The 16108-nt window shown below is 66.3% G+C and carries 19 protein-coding genes; 6 read left to right on the forward strand and 13 right to left on the reverse strand.

Annotated elements, in window-relative coordinates; genetic code table 11:
- Positions 1-109: 109 nt before the first annotated feature.
- The 3 genes from L0977_RS19090 to L0977_RS19100 are packed head-to-tail and all read right to left on the reverse strand — an operon-like array spanning position 110 to position 1297.
- The gene (locus L0977_RS19090) at positions 110-760 is read right to left on the reverse strand and encodes a nucleotidyltransferase domain-containing protein (protein WP_234266451.1); all 651 of its coding nucleotides are present in this window, start codon (positions 758-760) and stop codon (positions 110-112) included.
- 38 nt (positions 761-798) lie between these two features.
- The gene (locus L0977_RS19095; RefSeq protein ID WP_234266452.1) at positions 799-1116 is read right to left on the reverse strand and encodes a hypothetical protein; all 318 of its coding nucleotides are present in this window, start codon (positions 1114-1116) and stop codon (positions 799-801) included.
- A gap of 7 nt (positions 1117-1123) precedes the next feature.
- Positions 1124-1297 carry a hypothetical protein gene (locus L0977_RS19100; RefSeq protein ID WP_234266453.1) on the reverse strand — a complete coding sequence of 58 codons (174 nt, stop codon included), beginning with the start codon at positions 1295-1297 and terminating at the stop codon, positions 1124-1126.
- Positions 1298-1400: 103 nt separating this feature from the next.
- On the opposite strand from L0977_RS19100, the gene L0977_RS19105 reads away from it, so the two are divergent.
- The 3 genes from L0977_RS19105 to L0977_RS19115 all read left to right on the forward strand — a co-directional run bounded on the left by L0977_RS19105 (position 1401) and on the right by L0977_RS19115 (position 4234).
- Positions 1401-2345: a WYL domain-containing protein gene (locus L0977_RS19105; RefSeq protein WP_234266454.1), complete on the forward strand. Its 945-nt coding sequence runs from the start codon at positions 1401-1403 to the stop codon at positions 2343-2345.
- Between the two features lie 490 nt (positions 2346-2835).
- Positions 2836-3771 (forward strand): VC1465 family Xer recombination activation factor, encoded by a 936-nt coding sequence (locus L0977_RS19110; RefSeq protein ID WP_234266455.1) that lies wholly within the window; start codon positions 2836-2838, stop codon positions 3769-3771.
- Between the two features lie 154 nt (positions 3772-3925).
- Positions 3926-4234 carry a hypothetical protein gene (locus tag L0977_RS19115; protein WP_234266456.1) on the forward strand — a complete coding sequence of 103 codons (309 nt, stop codon included), beginning with the start codon at positions 3926-3928 and terminating at the stop codon, positions 4232-4234.
- A 287-nt stretch (positions 4235-4521) separates the two neighbouring features.
- Here the strand turns inward: L0977_RS19115 and L0977_RS19120 are convergent, their stop codons facing one another.
- The 8 genes from L0977_RS19120 to mltG all read right to left on the reverse strand — a co-directional run bounded on the left by L0977_RS19120 (position 4522) and on the right by mltG (position 11387).
- Positions 4522-6033 carry a tripartite tricarboxylate transporter permease gene (locus L0977_RS19120; RefSeq protein ID WP_234266457.1) on the reverse strand — a complete coding sequence of 504 codons (1512 nt, stop codon included), beginning with the start codon at positions 6031-6033 and terminating at the stop codon, positions 4522-4524.
- Positions 6034-6049: 16 nt separating this feature from the next.
- Entirely contained in the window at positions 6050-6538 is a 489-nt protein-coding gene (locus tag L0977_RS19125) for a tripartite tricarboxylate transporter TctB family protein (RefSeq protein WP_234266458.1), read from the reverse strand.
- A 113-nt stretch (positions 6539-6651) separates the two neighbouring features.
- Positions 6652-7320 carry an ankyrin repeat domain-containing protein gene (locus tag L0977_RS19130; protein ID WP_234266459.1) on the reverse strand — a complete coding sequence of 223 codons (669 nt, stop codon included), beginning with the start codon at positions 7318-7320 and terminating at the stop codon, positions 6652-6654.
- A 13-nt stretch (positions 7321-7333) separates the two neighbouring features.
- A complete protein-coding gene (locus tag L0977_RS19135) occupies positions 7334-8164 on the reverse strand; it encodes a TatD family hydrolase (RefSeq protein ID WP_234266460.1) in 831 nt (276 codons plus the stop codon).
- A gap of 46 nt (positions 8165-8210) precedes the next feature.
- On the reverse strand, positions 8211-8579 hold the full coding sequence (locus L0977_RS19140; protein ID WP_234266461.1) for a PilZ domain-containing protein: 369 nt from the start codon (positions 8577-8579) through the stop codon (positions 8211-8213).
- Between the two features lie 84 nt (positions 8580-8663).
- Positions 8664-9689: a DNA polymerase III subunit delta' gene (locus L0977_RS19145; protein WP_234266462.1), complete on the reverse strand. Its 1026-nt coding sequence runs from the start codon at positions 9687-9689 to the stop codon at positions 8664-8666.
- Positions 9686-10345, reverse strand: coding sequence for a dTMP kinase (gene tmk / locus L0977_RS19150; protein WP_234266463.1), 660 nt, complete (start codon positions 10343-10345; stop codon positions 9686-9688). The genes L0977_RS19145 and tmk overlap by 4 nt, the downstream gene beginning before the upstream one ends.
- Positions 10346-10391: 46 nt before the next feature.
- Positions 10392-11387: an endolytic transglycosylase MltG gene (mltG, locus tag L0977_RS19155; RefSeq protein ID WP_234266464.1), complete on the reverse strand. Its 996-nt coding sequence runs from the start codon at positions 11385-11387 to the stop codon at positions 10392-10394.
- Positions 11388-11498: 111 nt separating this feature from the next.
- Between mltG and ygfZ the strand changes: the two genes are divergently transcribed.
- Positions 11499-12425: a CAF17-like 4Fe-4S cluster assembly/insertion protein YgfZ gene (gene ygfZ / locus L0977_RS19160; protein WP_234266465.1), complete on the forward strand. Its 927-nt coding sequence runs from the start codon at positions 11499-11501 to the stop codon at positions 12423-12425.
- 16 nt (positions 12426-12441) lie between these two features.
- The gene (locus L0977_RS19165) at positions 12442-13302 is read left to right on the forward strand and encodes an NRDE family protein (RefSeq protein WP_234266466.1); all 861 of its coding nucleotides are present in this window, start codon (positions 12442-12444) and stop codon (positions 13300-13302) included.
- Between the two features lie 43 nt (positions 13303-13345).
- On the opposite strand, the gene L0977_RS19170 is transcribed toward L0977_RS19165, so the two are convergent.
- A complete protein-coding gene (locus L0977_RS19170) occupies positions 13346-14206 on the reverse strand; it encodes a YbgC/FadM family acyl-CoA thioesterase (protein ID WP_234266532.1) in 861 nt (286 codons plus the stop codon).
- Between the two features lie 152 nt (positions 14207-14358).
- Between L0977_RS19170 and L0977_RS19175 the strand changes: the two genes are divergently transcribed.
- On the forward strand, positions 14359-14976 hold the full coding sequence (locus L0977_RS19175; RefSeq protein WP_234266467.1) for a DUF922 domain-containing protein: 618 nt from the start codon (positions 14359-14361) through the stop codon (positions 14974-14976).
- Between the two features lie 10 nt (positions 14977-14986).
- Here L0977_RS19175 and L0977_RS19180 read toward each other — a convergent pair whose 3' ends face one another.
- The gene (locus tag L0977_RS19180) at positions 14987-15988 is read right to left on the reverse strand and encodes an alpha/beta hydrolase (protein WP_442786653.1); all 1002 of its coding nucleotides are present in this window, start codon (positions 15986-15988) and stop codon (positions 14987-14989) included.
- Between the last annotated feature and the right edge of the window lie 120 nt (positions 15989-16108).

Raw genomic sequence — 16108 nt, forward strand, 5'->3', positions numbered from 1 at the left:
CGATTTTCGATAGCGTAACTGTACAGTGAAGCGACAATGTTTGCAACACTGTTTTACGACTTCTGGCTGGCGTGACATACATCAGCCCATTGTTGGCGCCCACCCGCTTTTACGAATACCCTGCAAAATCCGCTGTCAGGGCCTCCGTAAGCCGAAAGACTGGAGACACCTCAGCAGCGGCATCGAATCCCAGGCAGTACCCTTTCGGATTGGTCGAGAGGTAGTTTCTGAGCTCTCGATCTGGGATGCGCCCATGATGCTTGCCATACGGAAGCACATGCAGAGGGTCGTCAATGACCGGGGCAAAGTCGGCTCGCATGCCGCCGGAGTAGACAAGCGTCACGCACCGATCCCACCGCTCAATGCCAAGTCCATGACGCTCGGCATAGCGCTTCAACACGACGTACAAATGCTCTAGCAGCAGCGCCGCACCGCCGGGCCCGCCATATCGGACGAGAGCAGCCTTGGATAGTCGTACCACCAGGTCAATGTCGAAGCCCTCGCGGTTCGCATCCATAGGCCGGACGATGGTTCCCATTTGACGGGAACCCTGCGCGTGTACTTGTTCCACCAATCCATTGAATTCAGCGCAATCGATGAGGTACTCACCCGTCGCGTTATACGCTCGCTCAAGCTCCTGGAGTTCCGTGGCTGTGGGCTCGATGGTCCTCCCAATGGCTTCCGCAAGGTATGTGAAGCGAGCCGACGCCGACGCGGTGACTTTGCGAATAGTTCGGGGAAAGTGGTCGAGTCGGTTCATATGAAAGGTGGGCTACAAGCCTGTCGTTCTAAATCTCGTTAGTTACCCAGGTAGCGCTCGTAGACTCGCCCTGTGCGGGCCGAAATCAACCCCGCAATCAACATCAGAATCGCCACGGCATAGCCGAGAGCGCTCTCTGGCATCCAGGCGCTGAGGTAATCGGGCAGCACTTCAGACAGTGCGACCTCGACTTGCGCTCCGCCAGCCAGCCCTTTCACAGTCGAGACCCCTGTAGCTGCCACTCGCCCTACGAGGCCCGCCAAGAGCAGGAACCCACCAGCACGCACCAATGCATCCCCTAGCGCGACGAGACGCCTTGGCTGGGTGAGGAAGTAATCGTTCAGCCGTTCCAGCATGTTTGGCCTACTTCTTTTCGCGCCGGACGCCCTTGAAAGGCGTCTTGTCGGACTTCACATCCATGAAACGCCCCGTCTGCGTGTCTCGCTTGACGTAGTGCCCAGAGGGCATGACGGTCTGGCTGCGCTCGCGCACAGCGCCGATACGGTGCCCATCGCCGGGCGGGTTGTTTTTAGCCATTGCGACCTCATGTTTCTGATGCATGCAGTATACGTGATCAAAATGATCATGCAACAGTTTTACTTTGTAGTCACCAGATCGCGCCATCGACTATGATCAGTAGATGGCAGAAAATCTTGACCGGCGAACGCAGTTCCTCGCAGAGCTAACCAAGACTCAGCGAGAACGGCTGGCGCACATCGACTTCAAGCTTTATTTCCTGGGCGAACTACGAAGGGCCGACGTTGTCGACCGCTTCGGAACCGGCCCCGCTGGGGCTACACGAGACATCGCGCTCTATCGGGAAATCGCACCTGAGAATCTCGAACTTGACAGCTCGGATAAGGTCTACAGACCAACGCTCGACTTCAAACCGCTGTTCGAACACAACGCTCGCCGAATCCTCACAGCCCTGACACAAGGGTTTGGCGAAGGCTTGGGAGAACCTGTTGGCGATGAGGTGCAGCCCATGCTGAGATGCGAGATGCCGAACGCACTTAGCCTCCCGAAGATGTCCGTGCTGGCCCCTATCACGCGCGCTATTAACCGAGGCAAAGCTGTGCGCCTCGGCTACACATCGATCGAGAGCGGTCACACAGAACGTGAGTTGGTCCCATTGGCGCTGATAGACATCGGGATTCGCTGGCACGTCCGGGCCTTCGACCGTAGACACAAGCAATTCCGCGACTTCGTCTTCACGCGAATGGACGAGCCTGTCGTACTAGAAGGCAGCCCAGTTCAGCGTGAAGAAACGGCCGAGTTCGATGTGCAGTGGAGCCGCATCATTGAACTGGAGTTGGTGCCCCACCCTGAGCACCCCCGTCCGGAAATCGTGAAGATGGATTACGAGTTCCCGGAGGAAGGCGTGCTTCGAGTCCGCGTCAGAGCGGCCAATGCAGGCTACATGCTTCGACGCTGGTCTGTGGACTGTTCTTCGGACCACCATCTGCGCGGTCTTGAGTACGCCCTATGGCTGCGCGACCCGCTCGCGCTCTACGGTGCAAGTAACGCGCAGCTGGCTCCCGGGTATCAAGACCCACGCCAAAACCGAGAAATCAAGGCGCTCTGAACGGCTAGACACAGTTCCGATCCGTCGAACTACTACTGAAGGCGGAGGGATGGCGACGGGAGCAACGCAGAGCTTTCTAGCTGGCAGGGGGCAGGTCACTGAAGCACCGCCGTAGGTGGATGGTCACCTGGTTGCCCGAAGGAGAAACGATTTATGCAGGAACCCGGCCCCGGCGAGGTGGTCGGGTTGTAAGCCCTTTCAGATGTCCCCAGCCCACTATGCATGGTGTCAGCGCTGGTACCAGGCCCAACGCCCCAAAAGCAACAGGCGGAACACGGAAGGGGATAGACCTCACCTTTGCCAGTTCCTGCGTTGCTTTTGAAATGCAACGTAGAAGCCAGAGACCTATTTACAACAGGTTGTCGTTTGAATTCTGCAAATTTAAGAGGAATTTACAAAAGCAACAGGCATCCTGTACTACAGAATTTAGGTGATCAAGGTGGTACCCAGACCCCAGCATCGCAAGCCCGCCAGCAGCAGGCAAACCCGCATGGAGCAAGGCCTGCGCTTCCGGGCGCTGTATGCCTCGCTGGGCTTCAACGCCCACGAGGTCGCGCAACTTTTGCAGGTCAGCACCCGATCTGTACATAACTGGGTGTCCGGCGCGGTCCCGGTGCCCTACATGGCCATGAAGCTGCTGCGGCTGATGCTGCGCTACGAACTGCCAGGCAAGGACTGGGACGGCTGGCACCTGTCGGCGGGCAAGCTGTACACGCCTGAAGGCCTGGCGCTGAACCCGCATGACTTCACCTGGTGGGGTCTGCTGGTGCGCCGCGCTGCGATGTTCTCGGTCTGCTATCGCGATCTGAACCACCTGCGGGTGGCCGGGCGGACAGCGGCGGCGGCCGCGGCCATGCGCCTTGGCGCTGGCCAGCGGACGGCGGCGAAGTCCGAGCCGTCCAGCGAAGCTGGGCGGCCGGCGCAGCCGGCCGGCCCTAATTTATTCATAGGACACTTTGGAACACAGCAGAGCGAGAACCCAGCAAACATGCGGCTTCCGGCGGGTTCGTGGTACCTGCCCGGAAGTGTTGATTTTTCACACTACGAAAGGCGGGATCCCATGGGGAAGATCAAGACGGGTAGTCAGCGTGATGGCCGGGCGCTGCCTCGGGCATTCCTGTCGCAGCTCGATGCGGCTGGCCGATCAGCGTACACGCGTGACGCGGACAAGGGGTCCGGCCTTCTGGGGGCGTTGATGGCCAAAGGGGGGCATCAGGCGCCCGATCTGGCCGCAAGGGAGGCTGCCAACAAGGCGGAACTGAAGCGCCGCACTGAGGCTTCCCTGGAGCCGCCAAAGGGCCGCCCTGGCCGTCCCAAGGCGTCGAAAACCGCCATCAAGGCCGCGGCCGTCAAGGCGTGGTCAGAGGTCACGGGGGGGCCGGGGTGTTGTCCTGGTGAACGGCAAGGAAGTGGGCCGTGCGGGTGATTGACCTGGACGCCCTCGCCTGCTTCGGGCTGGCGGCTTACCTGTTGGGGAGGGCGCTGCTCGAAGTCCTCTGGTAGGCGTCCATAAAGCGAAACGCCCGGGGGAAGGGCCTCCGGGCGTCTCTGACCAATCTCAAACTGAACAGGAGTTCGAAATGGCTGATGTCGATGTTATCTGTGCCGCTGGCAACGTGCTGGAAGAAAAGTGTCTTGCCTTGACGTCGTTTGTTGAGGTGTGCGATCAGCTCGATGAGTATTCGCGTCATCGGTGGCTGTTCGTGGTGGGCGGGCTTGCCCATGCGCTCAATGAGGCAGTGCAGGCCTACCTGGTGGCAGTCAATCAGCATGCCCTCCCCCATTTGCGGGATCTGGCTGCTCTAACCAAGCCAAGCGGGGGTATGGGGGCCGTGGCCCCCATGGCGACCAAGGTGCCGGCCAGTGAATTGATCACTTCGCGGAAGTAACTCAGGTACAGCCAATCAAGGCAGTTCGCGCCTTGATTGGCAATTAATTGGCCTTTGGGTGAAATTATTTCGCTATGATTAATTCAATGCAACGATATACATTGTGGAATATCAAAGTGATACCGAAAAGCTAGGGACACAGCCCGACCAGCAGCCTGGCAACCGGCCAGGAACAAGCTTCCGGGCGCTCTGCGCCTCGTTGGGCTTCAAGGTCCAAGATTCACAGGACCATAAAAAAACCCGGCCGCGATGACTCGCGAGCCGGGTTCAGTCGATCTTTGGAGGGATCAGTCTTCGACGAAGGCTTCTTCGCGCTTCTTCTTGACCGACGGCAGCAGCACGATGGTCAGCAGGATGGCCGCAACCACCAGCAGGCCGGCCGAGATCGGGCGCGTGACGAAGACGGACCAGTCACCGCGGGAAATCAGCAGCGCACGGCGGAGGTATTCCTCCATCATGGGCCCCAGGATCAGTCCGAGCAGCAAGGGCGCCGGTTCACAACCCAGCTTGATGAAGCCGTAGCCGATGAGGCCGAACAGCGCCACGACCCAGATGTCGAAGCTGTTGTTGTTGGTGGAGTACACGCCGATGGCGCAGAACAGCACGATGGCCGGGAAGAGCCACTTGTAGGGCACGGTCAGCAGCTTGATCCAGATCCCGATCAGGGGCAGGTTCAGGATGATCAGCATGGCGTTACCAATCCACATCGAGGCGATCAGGCCCCAGAACAGTTCCGGGTTGCTGGTCATGACCTGCGGGCCCGGCTGGATGTTGTGGATCGTCATCGCACCCACCATCAGCGCCATCACGGCGTTGGGCGGAATGCCCAGCGTCAGCAGCGGGATGAAGGAGGTTTGCGCACCGGCGTTGTTGGCCGCCTCGGGCGCGGCCACGCCGCGGATGTTGCCTTGGCCAAAGGGCACTTCACCGGGCTTGAGCTTGGTCTTTTTCTCGATGGTGTAGGCCGCAAAAGCGGACAGCAAGGCACCACCGCCGGGCAGGATGCCAAGTGCGGAACCCAGCGCTGTGCCACGCAGCACGGCGGGGAACATGCGCTTGAGGTCGGTGGCGGTGGGCATGATGCCCTTGACCTTGTCGGTGAAGACCTCGCGGTTTTCGTCCGATTGCGAGAGGTTGCTGATGATTTCGCCGTAGCCGAAGATCCCCATGGCGATGGCGACGAAGCTGATGCCATCGGTCAGTTCGGGGATGTCGAAGCTGTAACGCGCGACGCCGGAGTTCACGTCGGTACCGACCAGACCCAGCAACAGGCCCAGCACGATCATGGCCAGCGCCTTGAGCAGCGAGCCGGAGGCCAGCACGACGGCACCGATCAGGCCCACGATCATGAGCGAGAAGTATTCGGCCGGGCCAAACTCCAGCGCCAGTTCGGTCAGCGGTGCGGCAAAAGCCGCCAGAATCAGCGTGCCGACGCAACCGGCAAAGAACGAGCCCATACCGGCAGCTGCCAGAGCGGGCCCCGCCCTGCCCTTGCGCGCCATCTGGTAGCCGTCGATCACGGTCACGACCGAAGACGACTCACCGGGCAGGTTGACCAGGATGGCGGTGGTCGAGCCACCGTACTGCGCGCCGTAATAGATACCGGCCAGCATGATCAGCGCTGCCACGGGCGGCAGGCCATAGGTGATGGGCAGCAGCATGGCGATGGTCGCCAGCGGGCCCAGACCGGGCAGCACCCCCACCAGCGTGCCGAAGAGGCAGCCGATGAGTGCATACATCAGGTTCTGGAAAGTGAAGGCGACGCCGAAGCCGAGCGCCAGGTTGTTAAGCAGATCCATGGTGGCGTTCTCCGGCTCAGTTCGTCAGGAATGCAGGCCAGACCGGGAACTGCAGATTCAACAGGTACACGAAGCCGACGTAGCTGCCGGCGGCCAGGATGGCGGCCAGGATCATCGACTCTTTGAAGCTGAAACCCTCGCGGGCCATGCTGGAGATGATGACCAGGGCAAACAGCGCCACGATCAGGCCGAAAGCCGGCAGGCCGATGGAGGGCAGGCCCACCAGCAGCGCACCGAACACCAGGTTGGCGCCCAGGATGCACACCAGCGGTCGCCAGGCAAAAGCACCGATCTTGTCGCCGCCCGGAGGGCCGGAGCGCAAAGAGCCCAGCACCACCAGCGCGCCCAGCGCCACGAGCAGAAGGCCGAGCATGAATGGGAAGTAGCCCGGGCCCATGCGGGCGGCCTGACCAATCTCATAGTCCACGGCGCCCCAGGCGAAACCGCCCCCGACGATCATGAACATGAGGCCTGAAAAAAAATCCTTCTGACTGGCCACGGCCACGGCAAATCTCCTCTTGGAATAATGAACGGCGGGATTGTCCCCGCCAGAATCCCTGCCTTACATGTGGGTTACACCTACACCCCTGTTTTTTGAGGCCACACCGGCGTCGGCTTTCACCAGCGTCCGGAGGGCTGGCGCGCGCGCAGCGCCTGCGTGATGCGTTCGATGGCGTCCGGGCGCGACGCCCGCTGGGCGAAATCGAGTGCGGTCAGGCCCTTTTCGTTGCGCAGCGAGGGGTCGGCCCCCTCCTCCAGCAACAAGTCCACCACGGACGAATGACCGTAAAAAGCCGCCATCATCAGCGGCGTGGTCCGGTTGGGGGACTCCGCGTCGATGTAGGCGTGGTGCTCCAGCAGCAGGGCCACCACCTCGCGGGCACCGGCCTCTTTGTAGGTGGCGGCGTAGTGCAGCGGCGTCCAGCCGGGCTTGTTCACCTCGGCCTTGCGCCCGATCATCTGGCGCACCACGGGCAGATTGCCCTTGAGCGCTGCCAGCATCAGGGCGTTTTCGCCCTGGACATTGCGGATCTCCAGATCGACGGCATCGAGGCCGAGCAGGAAGCTGGTGACCTTGGCTGCGCCCTCGCGCAGGGCGATCATCAGCGCGCTGTTGCCCTGGGGGTCGCGGGTGTTGACGTCCAGCCCGCGCAGGACCAGCGTGACCATGGCGGGCTCGTCGTCGCGTTTGGCCGCAGAAAAGAACTGCTCGAACGACCCCGACTGTGCCCAGGCAGTCGAAGAAAAAAAGAAAGCAATAACAAAGAACTTTTTGATGAAGTTCATGTGATTTCTGAGTTCAGGTCGGCGATGCAGGCGCATTCACACGGTCAAACAGGCGGTCGAAATTGTGGCTGGTGGCTTCGGCGACGGCCTCGACCGGGAGGCTTTTGATCTCTGCGAGCAACTGGGCCACATAGGGCACCAGCGCCGGGGTATTGGTCTTGCCGCGAAACGGCACCGGCGCCAGGTAGGGGCTGTCGGTCTCGATCAGGGTCTGCTCCAGCGGCACAAAGCGCGCCACTTCGCGCAGGTCGGCGGCATTGCGGAAGGTCAGGATGCCCGAAAACGAGATCATGAATCCCAGGTCCAGCGCCGCGCGCGCCACCTCGGCCGTTTCGGTGAAGCAGTGGAACACCCCGCGCGCCAGCGGCTGCGTCCCGCCGGCGGTGGCGGCACCGGTCCAGCCGCCCTCCTCGCGCAGGATGGCCAGCGTGTCGTCCGACGCGCTGCGGGTGTGGATGACCAGCGGCAGGTCGGTGCGGCGCGCCGCCCGGATGTGGACGCGAAAGCGCTCACGCTGCCAGGCCATGTCGTCCACGCTGCGGCCGTTGAGGCGGTAGTAATCCAGCCCGGTTTCCCCGATGCCGATCACGCGCGGGCGTGCTGCCAGCGTCAGCAGGGTGTCGAGTGACGGTTCCTGCACGCCTTCGTTGTCGGGGTGCACGCCCACCGTGGCCCAGAGGTTGTCGTGCGTGCGGGCCAGGTGGTGCACCGCCTCGAACTCTTCCAGCGTGGTGCAGATGCACAGCGCGCGGTCGACGCGGGCTTCGCGCATAGCGGCCAGGACCGCGGGCATCTGTGCTTGCAGTTCGGGAAACGTGAGGTGGCAGTGGGAGTCGGTGAACATGGCAATCACGGGCCTGCCAGGCAGGCGTGCTGCCGGACGAACGGCGTCAGATGGTCTGGGTCGGTTTCTCCGAGGCCAGGTGCGACCCCAGGATTTCTTCGATCTTGAGCTTGAGCTGGCGCGACTTTTCGTCCGCCGGGAAGCGGATACCCACGCCTTGCGTGCGTCCACCCTGGGCCTTGGCGGGCGTGACCCATGCCACCTTGCCGGCCACGGGATAGCGCTGCGGGTCGTCCGGGAGGCTCAGGAGCACATAGACGTCATCGCCAAGCCGGTAGTCGCGCGACGAGGGGATGAAGATGCCCCCGTCGGTGAACAGGGGAATGTAGGCCGCATAGAGCGCGGCCTTCTCCTTGATGGAGAGTTGGATCACGCTGGGCCGCGGCGTATTGGGTGCGCTGGGCATGGTGCTCATGAATCGCGAGTGTAGCGGCAATCCGACACTCGCCGTCGCGCGCCCCGCCCCTTTTCGCGGCAATTTGCCCGCGGGTGTGGGATTTCACGCACCGCGTCGCGCGAAGACTTGCCGGGTGCGCGCCGCCCAGGCTTCCTGGGTCAGGCCGGCGTTGAACGGATGCTCCACCGTCCGGGCGGCGGCCCCCAGTTCCTTGGCCCAGGTCGCGAGCACGATCAGGCGCGGCGCTGGCGGCAACGACTCGGCGGCAAAAAAGCGCGGCCGGGCGCCGCCGGCCACGGCCATCAGGTCGTGACACAGCTTGTGCAGCGTGTTGAGCTGTTCGCTGGCCGGCCAGTCGGCCAGCGGCGTCCAGTCGCCCTGGGCCAATGCCTTGGGCAGCTTCTGCCATTGGGCGGCGGTGAGGCCGGCGCGGGCCAGTGCCCAGGCGTCTTCGGGCCGGCCGCCGGCGGCCTGCAGCCAGGTGGTGGCCGTTGCCGCGTCGGTTTTGAGCCCTTCGCGAATCGCCTGTTCGTGCAGCCAGGCCAGCGCTTCGGCCTCCGAGGGCCAGGCCAGGGCATGGGTCTGGCAGCGGCTGCGGATGGTGGGCAGCAGTTGGTGGGCCGCTTCGGTGGCCAGCACGAAGCGCACCTCGCCTGTGGGCTCTTCCAGCGTCTTGAGCAGGGTGTTGGCCGACTCCACGTTCATGCGCTCGGCCGGATAGACCAGCACCACCTTGGTGGCCCCGCGCGAACGGGTCAGTTGGGTGAAGGCCACCGCAGCCCGGGCCGCTTCCACGCGGATCAGCTTGCTGGGCTTGCGTTTCTTGTCGTCGATGTCTTTCTGTGCGCCTTCGTCCAGCGGCCAGTCCAGCGCCAGACTCAGTGTCTCGGGCAACAGCGCGCACAGGTCGGCATGGGTACGCACCGCCACGGCATGGCAGCTCGCGCACTGCCCGCAGGCGCCTTGGGGGCCAGGCTGCTCGCACAGCCACGCGCTGGCCAGCGCCAGTGCCAGCGGGTACTGGCCCAGCCCGGACGGCCCGGCCAGCAGCAGCGCGTGCCCGCGCTGGGCCAGCAGTGCCGTCAGCTGGCGTTGCAGCCAGGGCGCGAGCGGCGCGGACTCGCTCACGCGCCGGCCTCCGGGGCGATCCAGCCGCGGGCTGCGCAGGTGCTGCGCACCGCCTGCCAGACGGCCGGCACGGGCTGGTCGGCCGCGATGCGGGCAAACCGGGCGGGTTCGGCGGCAGCGCGATCGGCATAGCCCTGGGCGACGCGGGCGAAGAATTCGGCAGGTTGCGATTCGAAGCGGTCCGGCACGCGGGCGCCGGCCAGGCGTTCGGCGGCCACGGCGGGCGGCAGGTCGAACCAGATCGTCAGGTGCGGCTGGCGCAGCCCATTCGGCGCGGTCGGGGAGCCCTGCACCCAGGTTTCGAGCTGGCGCAGCACGCCCAGGTCGAAACCGCGGCCACCGCCCTGGTAGGCGAAGGTGGCGTCGGTGAAGCGGTCGCACAGCACCACGGCCCCCCGTGCGAGCGCCGGCTCGATCACGGTCACCAGGTGGTCGCGCCGCGCCGCAAACACCAGCAGCGATTCGGTCAGCGGGTCCATGGCGTCGCCCAGCACCAGGGCGCGCAGCTTCTCCGCCAGGGGTGTGCCACCGGGTTCGCGGGTCAGCACCACTTCGCGGCCGGCGGCGCGGAAGGCGTCGGCCAGACCGGCGATGTGGGTGGACTTGCCGGCACCGTCGATGCCTTCGAACGAGATGAACAGACCTTCGGAACTCATGCGGGGCAAAAAAAAGCGGAAAAAGCGCAGGCGGTGGCGGGGCCGCTCAGCGGTTGAGGATGTAGCGGCGCACCGCCGCATTGTGCTCGTCGAGCGTACTGCTGAAGTGGCTGGAGCCATCGCCACGCGCCACGAAATACAGCGCCCGCGTGTCGGCCGGCTGCACGGCCGCGAGCAGTGCGGCCCAGCCGGGCATGGCAATCGGCGTCGGCGGCAGCCCGGCGCGCGTGTAGCTGTTGTAGGGCGTGTCGGTCTGCAGGTCGATCTTGCGCAGATTGCCGTCGAAACGCTCGCCCAGGCCGTAGATCACGGTGGGGTCGGTCTGCAGCCGCATGCCGATGCGCAGCCGGTTGGAGAACACGCCGGCCACGTGGGCACGGTCCGCTGCGGCGCCGGTTTCTTTTTCGACGATGCTGGCCAGGATCAGCGCTTCTTCGGGGGTCTTAAGCGGCGAGCCCGGGGCCCGTTGCGACCAGGCCTGCGCCAGCCGGGCGTCCATCACCTGCGCGGCCTGCCGCAGCACGGCCGATGCCGGCGCACGGCGCGCCACGCGGTAGGTGTCGGGGAAGAAACGCCCTTCGGGGTGCACCCCCGGCCGGCCGATGCGCTCCATGATCTGGGCCGGGCTCAGGCCGTCGAGATCGGGCGTCAGGTCGGGGACTCCGCGCAGGGCCGCCAGCACATCGCGGAAGGTCCAGCCCTCCACCAGGGTGACGCTGCGCAGGGCCTGCTCGCCCCGCACCAGCTTCTGCAACAGACGTTCGGGCGTGATGCCGGCTTCCAGGTCGTAGCTGCCGGCCTTGAGCGCGCGGCTCTGTCCTGACAGGCGGAACCAGGCATACAGCACCGGCGCCGGCACGCCGACACCGGCATCGGCCAGGCGCTCGGCCACAGCGCGCGACGACGAACCGGCCGCGATGTCCACCGACAACGGCGCCGGCGTTTGCAGCGGCAGCGGGCGCAGCAGCCACCACTGGAAGGCCGCCCAGCCCAGCCCGGCGGCCAGCAGCACAAAGATCAGCAGGTTTCGCAGCGCACGCATGGACAGGAGGAACAGGGAAAGCGTCGGGGTCTTGGGCCGAAGCGGCACGCTCGGAATGGCCCGGCATGATAATCGGTCGCCCCTGTTGCCAACCCCATCCGTGCCGCTGCCATGACCACCGTGTCCGCCCTGTTCCCCGCTTCGTCCGCCACACCCTTGCCCCACTGGGGCGTGATCCGCGCGCAGGGCGAAGAAGCGGCCAAGTTCCTCCACGGTCAGCTGACCCAGGATTTCGCCCTGCTGGGCGACACCCAGGCGCGGCTGGCGGCCTTCTGCTCGGCCAAGGGCCGCATGCAGGCCAGCTTTGTGGCGTTCAAACACGCGGCCGACGATCTGCTGCTGGTGCTGCCGCGCGACGTGCTGCCCGCCGTGCTCAAGCGCCTGCAGATGTTCGTGCTGCGCAGCAAAGTCCGGCTCAGCGATGCCAGTGCCGAATTCGGCGTCTGGGGCCTGACCGCCCCGACCGACGCTGCCCCCTGGGGTGCCGCGCCCTGGGCGCTCAGTGCCACCGACGGTGGCCACGTGGTGAGCCTCTACCCCGCGCAGGGCCAGGCCCGGGCGCTGCGGGTGGCCCCGGCCGATGCCCCGGCGCCGGCCGCCGAGGCCCTGCCGCTGGACACCTGGCAATGGCTGGAGGTGATGGCAGGCATCGCCCCCGTGACGACACCCATCGTGGAAGCGTTCGTGCCCCAGATGCTCAACTACGAATCCGTCGACGGCGTGAACTTCAAAAAGGGCTGCTATCCCGGCCAGGAGGTCGTGGCGCGCAGCCAGTTCCGTGGCACGCTCAAGCGCCGCGCCTACCTGCTGCAGGCCGAGGCCCCCCTGACCGTGGGACAGGACGTGTTCCAGTCCGCCGACGCCGAGCAGCCCTGTGGCACCGTGGCCGCTACCGCCCCGAACCCGGCCGGCGGCTGGAACGCCATCGCCTCGCTGCGCACCGACGTCGCGGCCGCTGGCGACCTGCATGCGGGCGCGGCCGATGGCCAGGCTCTGAGCCTGTTGCCGCTGCCCTACCCGCTGCGCGACGACATCTGAGGGCCCTGCTGCGCCCATGTGCCTGATCGCCTTCGCCATCGGTGCCCACCCGGCCTGCCCGCTGCTGATCGCGGGCAACCGCGACGAATTCTTCGAGCGCCCCACCGCGCCGCTGCACCGCTGGACACCGCCCGGCAGCCCGGTGGCGGTGTGGGCCGGCCGCGATCTGCGCGATGGCGGCACCTGGCTCGGTTTTGGCGAAAACGGCCGCGTGGCCATGCTCACCAACGTGCGCAGCGCCCAGCCAGGCAGCGGAGCGCGCAGCCGGGGCGAACTGCCGCTGCGCTGGCTGGCAAGCCACGACGGCGTCGAGTCCCTGGCTGACGGCATCGACCCGGCAGCCTACGGCGGCTTCAACCTCGTGGTCGGCGATTTCCCTGCCGGCCGCTGGGCTTGGCTGTCCAACCGCGACCCGGCCGATCCGCACACCGAAGGCGCCGCCACCCAGTTGCAGTGGCGGACGCTCTCACCCGGCATCTATGGGGTGTCCAACGCCGCGCTCGACACCCCCTGGCCCAAGACGGAACGGCTCAAGGCGGCCATGCGGCAGGCCCTGGACCAATGGGACAACCCGCCATCCGGTGACATGGCCGGCCAGCACCTCGCGCAGGCCCTGGCCGAAAACGCCGCCGTGCCCGACGCGCACCTGCCCCCGACCGGGGTGCCCCAGGACTGGGAGCGCGCCCTGTCCAGCCCGTTCGTGGACATGGCCGAGCGGGGTTACGGCACGCGCAGCAGCCTGCTGGCGCGGGTGACGGTCTCGCCCGGGACGGCCCAGCCTCTGCTGACCATGACCGAATGGCGCCACGAGCGACCGACGGCCGGGGCGCACCGATGGAGCGCAGCCCCGCCCGCCATCACACAGGTGACGTGGTGAACCGGCCCGCCGGCCGGCGCTGACCGGGGAGCCTGCCGCGGATTCAGAGCCGCTTGGCCATGGCCTGGTGCTCGATACCGGCCTCTTCAAAAGGCGCCCCTTCGCGCAGATATCCCAGGCGGTCGTAGAACGGTACCGCGGTGCGCTGGGCGTGCAGCACGATGCGGCGGTCGCCACGGGCCCGCGCGGCCGCTTCCAGCGCCTGCATGACGGCGCGGCCGACCTGGCCACCGCGCAGCACCCGGTCCACCGCCACGCGCCCCACCTGGGCGTCGCCCTGCGCATCGGCCGGCAGCAGACGGCCGGTGCCCACGGGCATGCCCAGGCGGTTGCGCACCAGCACGTGCACCGCGCCGGCATCGGCCGCGTCGGACTCCAGCTCTTTGGGGATCTGCTGCTCTTCCACGAACACCGCGTGCCGCACGGCGCGGGCGCCTTCGCCCAGGGAGGCCCAGTCGCCCGCCCGGGTTTGCAGCATGCTTTCACCCGCTTCGTACCCCTGCACGATGTCGCGCAGCGCCTGCGGCACCGGGCGCGAGGTCTGGGTGGCCGGGTCGGCGAACACATAGACGATTTCGCCACTGATGAGGTGCTGCTCGTCGCGGAAGATGGCACCCGTGAAGGTCATTGACGAGCTGCCGATGCGGCTGCATTGCATGGCCACGTCCAGCCGGTCGTCCACCCGCGCCGAAGCGTGGTATTCCACGGTGGCCTTGACCACGTACAGATCGCCGTCAAGCCGGTGCATGGACGCCTCGTAGGGCAAGGCCAGCGCGCGCCAGTAGTCGGCAATGGCGGTGTCGAAATACATCAGGTAGTGGCCGTTGAACACGATCTTCTGCATGTCCACTTCGGCCCAGCGCACGCGCAGGCGGTGGAAAAAGCGGAAGTCGGTTCGCTGCATCTGGGGCATTCGTGTCTCCAGGAAAAGTTGTTGTGATCGCGACGCCAAGCGCGCCAGCGTTGGGGTAGATTCTGCCCGTCGCCCCCGCTGGCCGCTGTCGCCTGCGGCGACGGCCCGCCCCTGGCCACGGCCGCCTCCATCCCCCCTCACCCATGCGCCGGAACCGCCTGTTTCTCACGCCCATCACCCGCCTTCGCCCGCTCTGCCTGAGCGCCCTGCTGGCCGTTGGCACCCTGCTGAGCCCGGTCGCTCGCGCCGACGTGCAGGACACGCTGCGCTTCACGCCGTACCGGGTCGAGGTACAGGCCGGCGAGACGCTGGCACAAGCGCTGAACCGCGCCACGCCGGTGCGGCGCTGGTGGGGCAAGCGGTTCCACGGACTGGCGACCTGGAGCCTGCGCTGGGCCTTCCGCTGGCAGGTGCTGGAAGACGGCCGCTGTGGCGTGGCCGAGGTGCTGACCACGCTGGACACCGACATCACCCTGCCCGAACTGCTGACCGACGACCCGATCCTGCGCGCCCGCTTCGACACCTATCTGGCCGCCTTGCGCGAGCACGAACTGGGACACCACGAGATCGCGCGCCAGGCCGCGCAACGGGTGGACCAGGGCCTGCGCGAACTGCCGCCGCAAAACGACTGCCGGCAACTGGAGGTGCGGGGCAATCACTGGGGGCAGGCCCAGCTCGACCGGGCACGCGAGCAGGAGCAGGCCTACGACCGCGACACCCGCTACGGCCGCACCCAGGGCGCCTGGCTGGGCGCGGACTGAGCGCTGGCGCTCACCGGCCCCAGGCCTGGCGCAGCGCGCGGGCCGCGTCGTTGTGGGCCTTGAGCGCTTCGGGAATGGCGCGGCCGAACTGGATGAAGCCGTGCACCACGCCGGCGTAGATCTCCAGATCCACGGGCACCCCGGCCAGCCGCAGGCGGTCGGCGTAAAGCAGGCCTTCGTCGACCAGCGGATCGCATTCGGCCAGGCCCACCCAGGCCGGCGCCACACCGTCCAGGTCGCGCTCGTGCCCGCTGGCGTCGACCCCGTCGAGGGGGGCAAAACGCCAGTCGTCGCGGTCGGCCGGACCGCGCAGGTAGTGGCCGAAGAAGTACTGGATGTGCGGCTCTTCCAGGATGAAGCCGTGCGCAAAACGCTGGTGGCTGGGCGTGTCCTGGTGGCCACAGGTGCCAGGGTAGAACAGCAGTTGCAGCGACAGCGGCCAGCCCGCATCGCGGGCGGCGATGGCGGTGACGGCCGAAAGCGTGCCGCCGGCGCTGTCGCCGCCGACAGCGATGCGCGCCGCGTCCAGACCCAAGGCCGCCGCGTGCTCGCGCAGCCAGGCCAGGGCGTCCCAGGCGTCATTCACCGCGGTCGGGAACACCGACTCGGGCGCCAGCCGGTAGTCGAGCGCGATCACGGCGCCGCGGGACAGGTGCGCCAGGTGCCGGCACAGCGGTTCGTGCGTGGCGATGTTGCCCACGGTGAACCCGCCCCCGTGCAGGTACAGCAGCACGGGCAGGGGTTCGCCCTCGCCCGCCGCCACCGGGGCAAACAGGCGGGCGGGCAAGACGTGGCCGTCGCGGGCGGGGATGCGCAGGTCCTCCACGCGCGGCAGCTTGTGGTTCGGGATGTCGACGACGCCCGCACCCGCCGCGTAGGCGCGCTTGGCCTGTTCCGGCGTCAGGGCGTGCAAAGGGGGATGCCCGGCGCGGGCGACGCGGTCGATGAAGCCCCGCATGGCGTGGGTCAGCAGGCTGCGGGGATGGGTCGGGTGCGAAGACATGGGCGGCATTCTGCCGCGCCGGGCGGTTCGCTGCCGTGCAAGGGTTGACCCTTGCGCGACCGCAGCCGCCCGCAGCCTCCCCGTATAGTGGAACGCGCTGCATCCGCCAGAACCAGAACCCGGAGACCC

It is taken from the genome of Hydrogenophaga sp. NFH-34, assembly GCF_021401345.1.
GTDB lineage: Bacteria > Pseudomonadota > Gammaproteobacteria > Burkholderiales > Burkholderiaceae_C > Hydrogenophaga > Hydrogenophaga electricum.

Coding starts and splice junctions, on each gene's coding strand:
- L0977_RS19090 (WP_234266451.1), bottom strand. CDS start 760: ATGAACCGACTCGACCACTTTCCCCGAACTATTCGCAAAGTCACCGCG.
- L0977_RS19095 (WP_234266452.1), bottom strand. CDS start 1,116: ATGCTGGAACGGCTGAACGATTACTTCCTCACCCAGCCAAGGCGTCTC.
- L0977_RS19100 (WP_234266453.1), bottom strand. CDS start 1,297: ATGGCTAAAAACAACCCGCCCGGCGATGGGCACCGTATCGGCGCTGTG.
- L0977_RS19105 (WP_234266454.1), top strand. CDS start 1,401: ATGGCAGAAAATCTTGACCGGCGAACGCAGTTCCTCGCAGAGCTAACC.
- L0977_RS19110 (WP_234266455.1), top strand. CDS start 2,836: ATGGAGCAAGGCCTGCGCTTCCGGGCGCTGTATGCCTCGCTGGGCTTC.
- L0977_RS19115 (WP_234266456.1), top strand. CDS start 3,926: ATGGCTGATGTCGATGTTATCTGTGCCGCTGGCAACGTGCTGGAAGAA.
- L0977_RS19120 (WP_234266457.1), bottom strand. CDS start 6,033: ATGGATCTGCTTAACAACCTGGCGCTCGGCTTCGGCGTCGCCTTCACT.
- L0977_RS19130 (WP_234266459.1), bottom strand. CDS start 7,320: ATGAACTTCATCAAAAAGTTCTTTGTTATTGCTTTCTTTTTTTCTTCG.
- L0977_RS19135 (WP_234266460.1), bottom strand. CDS start 8,164: ATGTTCACCGACTCCCACTGCCACCTCACGTTTCCCGAACTGCAAGCA.
- L0977_RS19140 (WP_234266461.1), bottom strand. CDS start 8,579: ATGAGCACCATGCCCAGCGCACCCAATACGCCGCGGCCCAGCGTGATC.
- tmk (WP_234266463.1), bottom strand. CDS start 10,345: ATGAGTTCCGAAGGTCTGTTCATCTCGTTCGAAGGCATCGACGGTGCC.
- mltG (WP_234266464.1), bottom strand. CDS start 11,387: ATGCGTGCGCTGCGAAACCTGCTGATCTTTGTGCTGCTGGCCGCCGGG.
- ygfZ (WP_234266465.1), top strand. CDS start 11,499: ATGACCACCGTGTCCGCCCTGTTCCCCGCTTCGTCCGCCACACCCTTG.
- L0977_RS19165 (WP_234266466.1), top strand. CDS start 12,442: ATGTGCCTGATCGCCTTCGCCATCGGTGCCCACCCGGCCTGCCCGCTG.
- L0977_RS19170 (WP_234266532.1), bottom strand. CDS start 14,206: ATGCAGCGAACCGACTTCCGCTTTTTCCACCGCCTGCGCGTGCGCTGG.
- L0977_RS19175 (WP_234266467.1), top strand. CDS start 14,359: ATGCGCCGGAACCGCCTGTTTCTCACGCCCATCACCCGCCTTCGCCCG.
- L0977_RS19180 (WP_442786653.1), bottom strand. CDS start 15,988: ATGCCGCCCATGTCTTCGCACCCGACCCATCCCCGCAGCCTGCTGACC.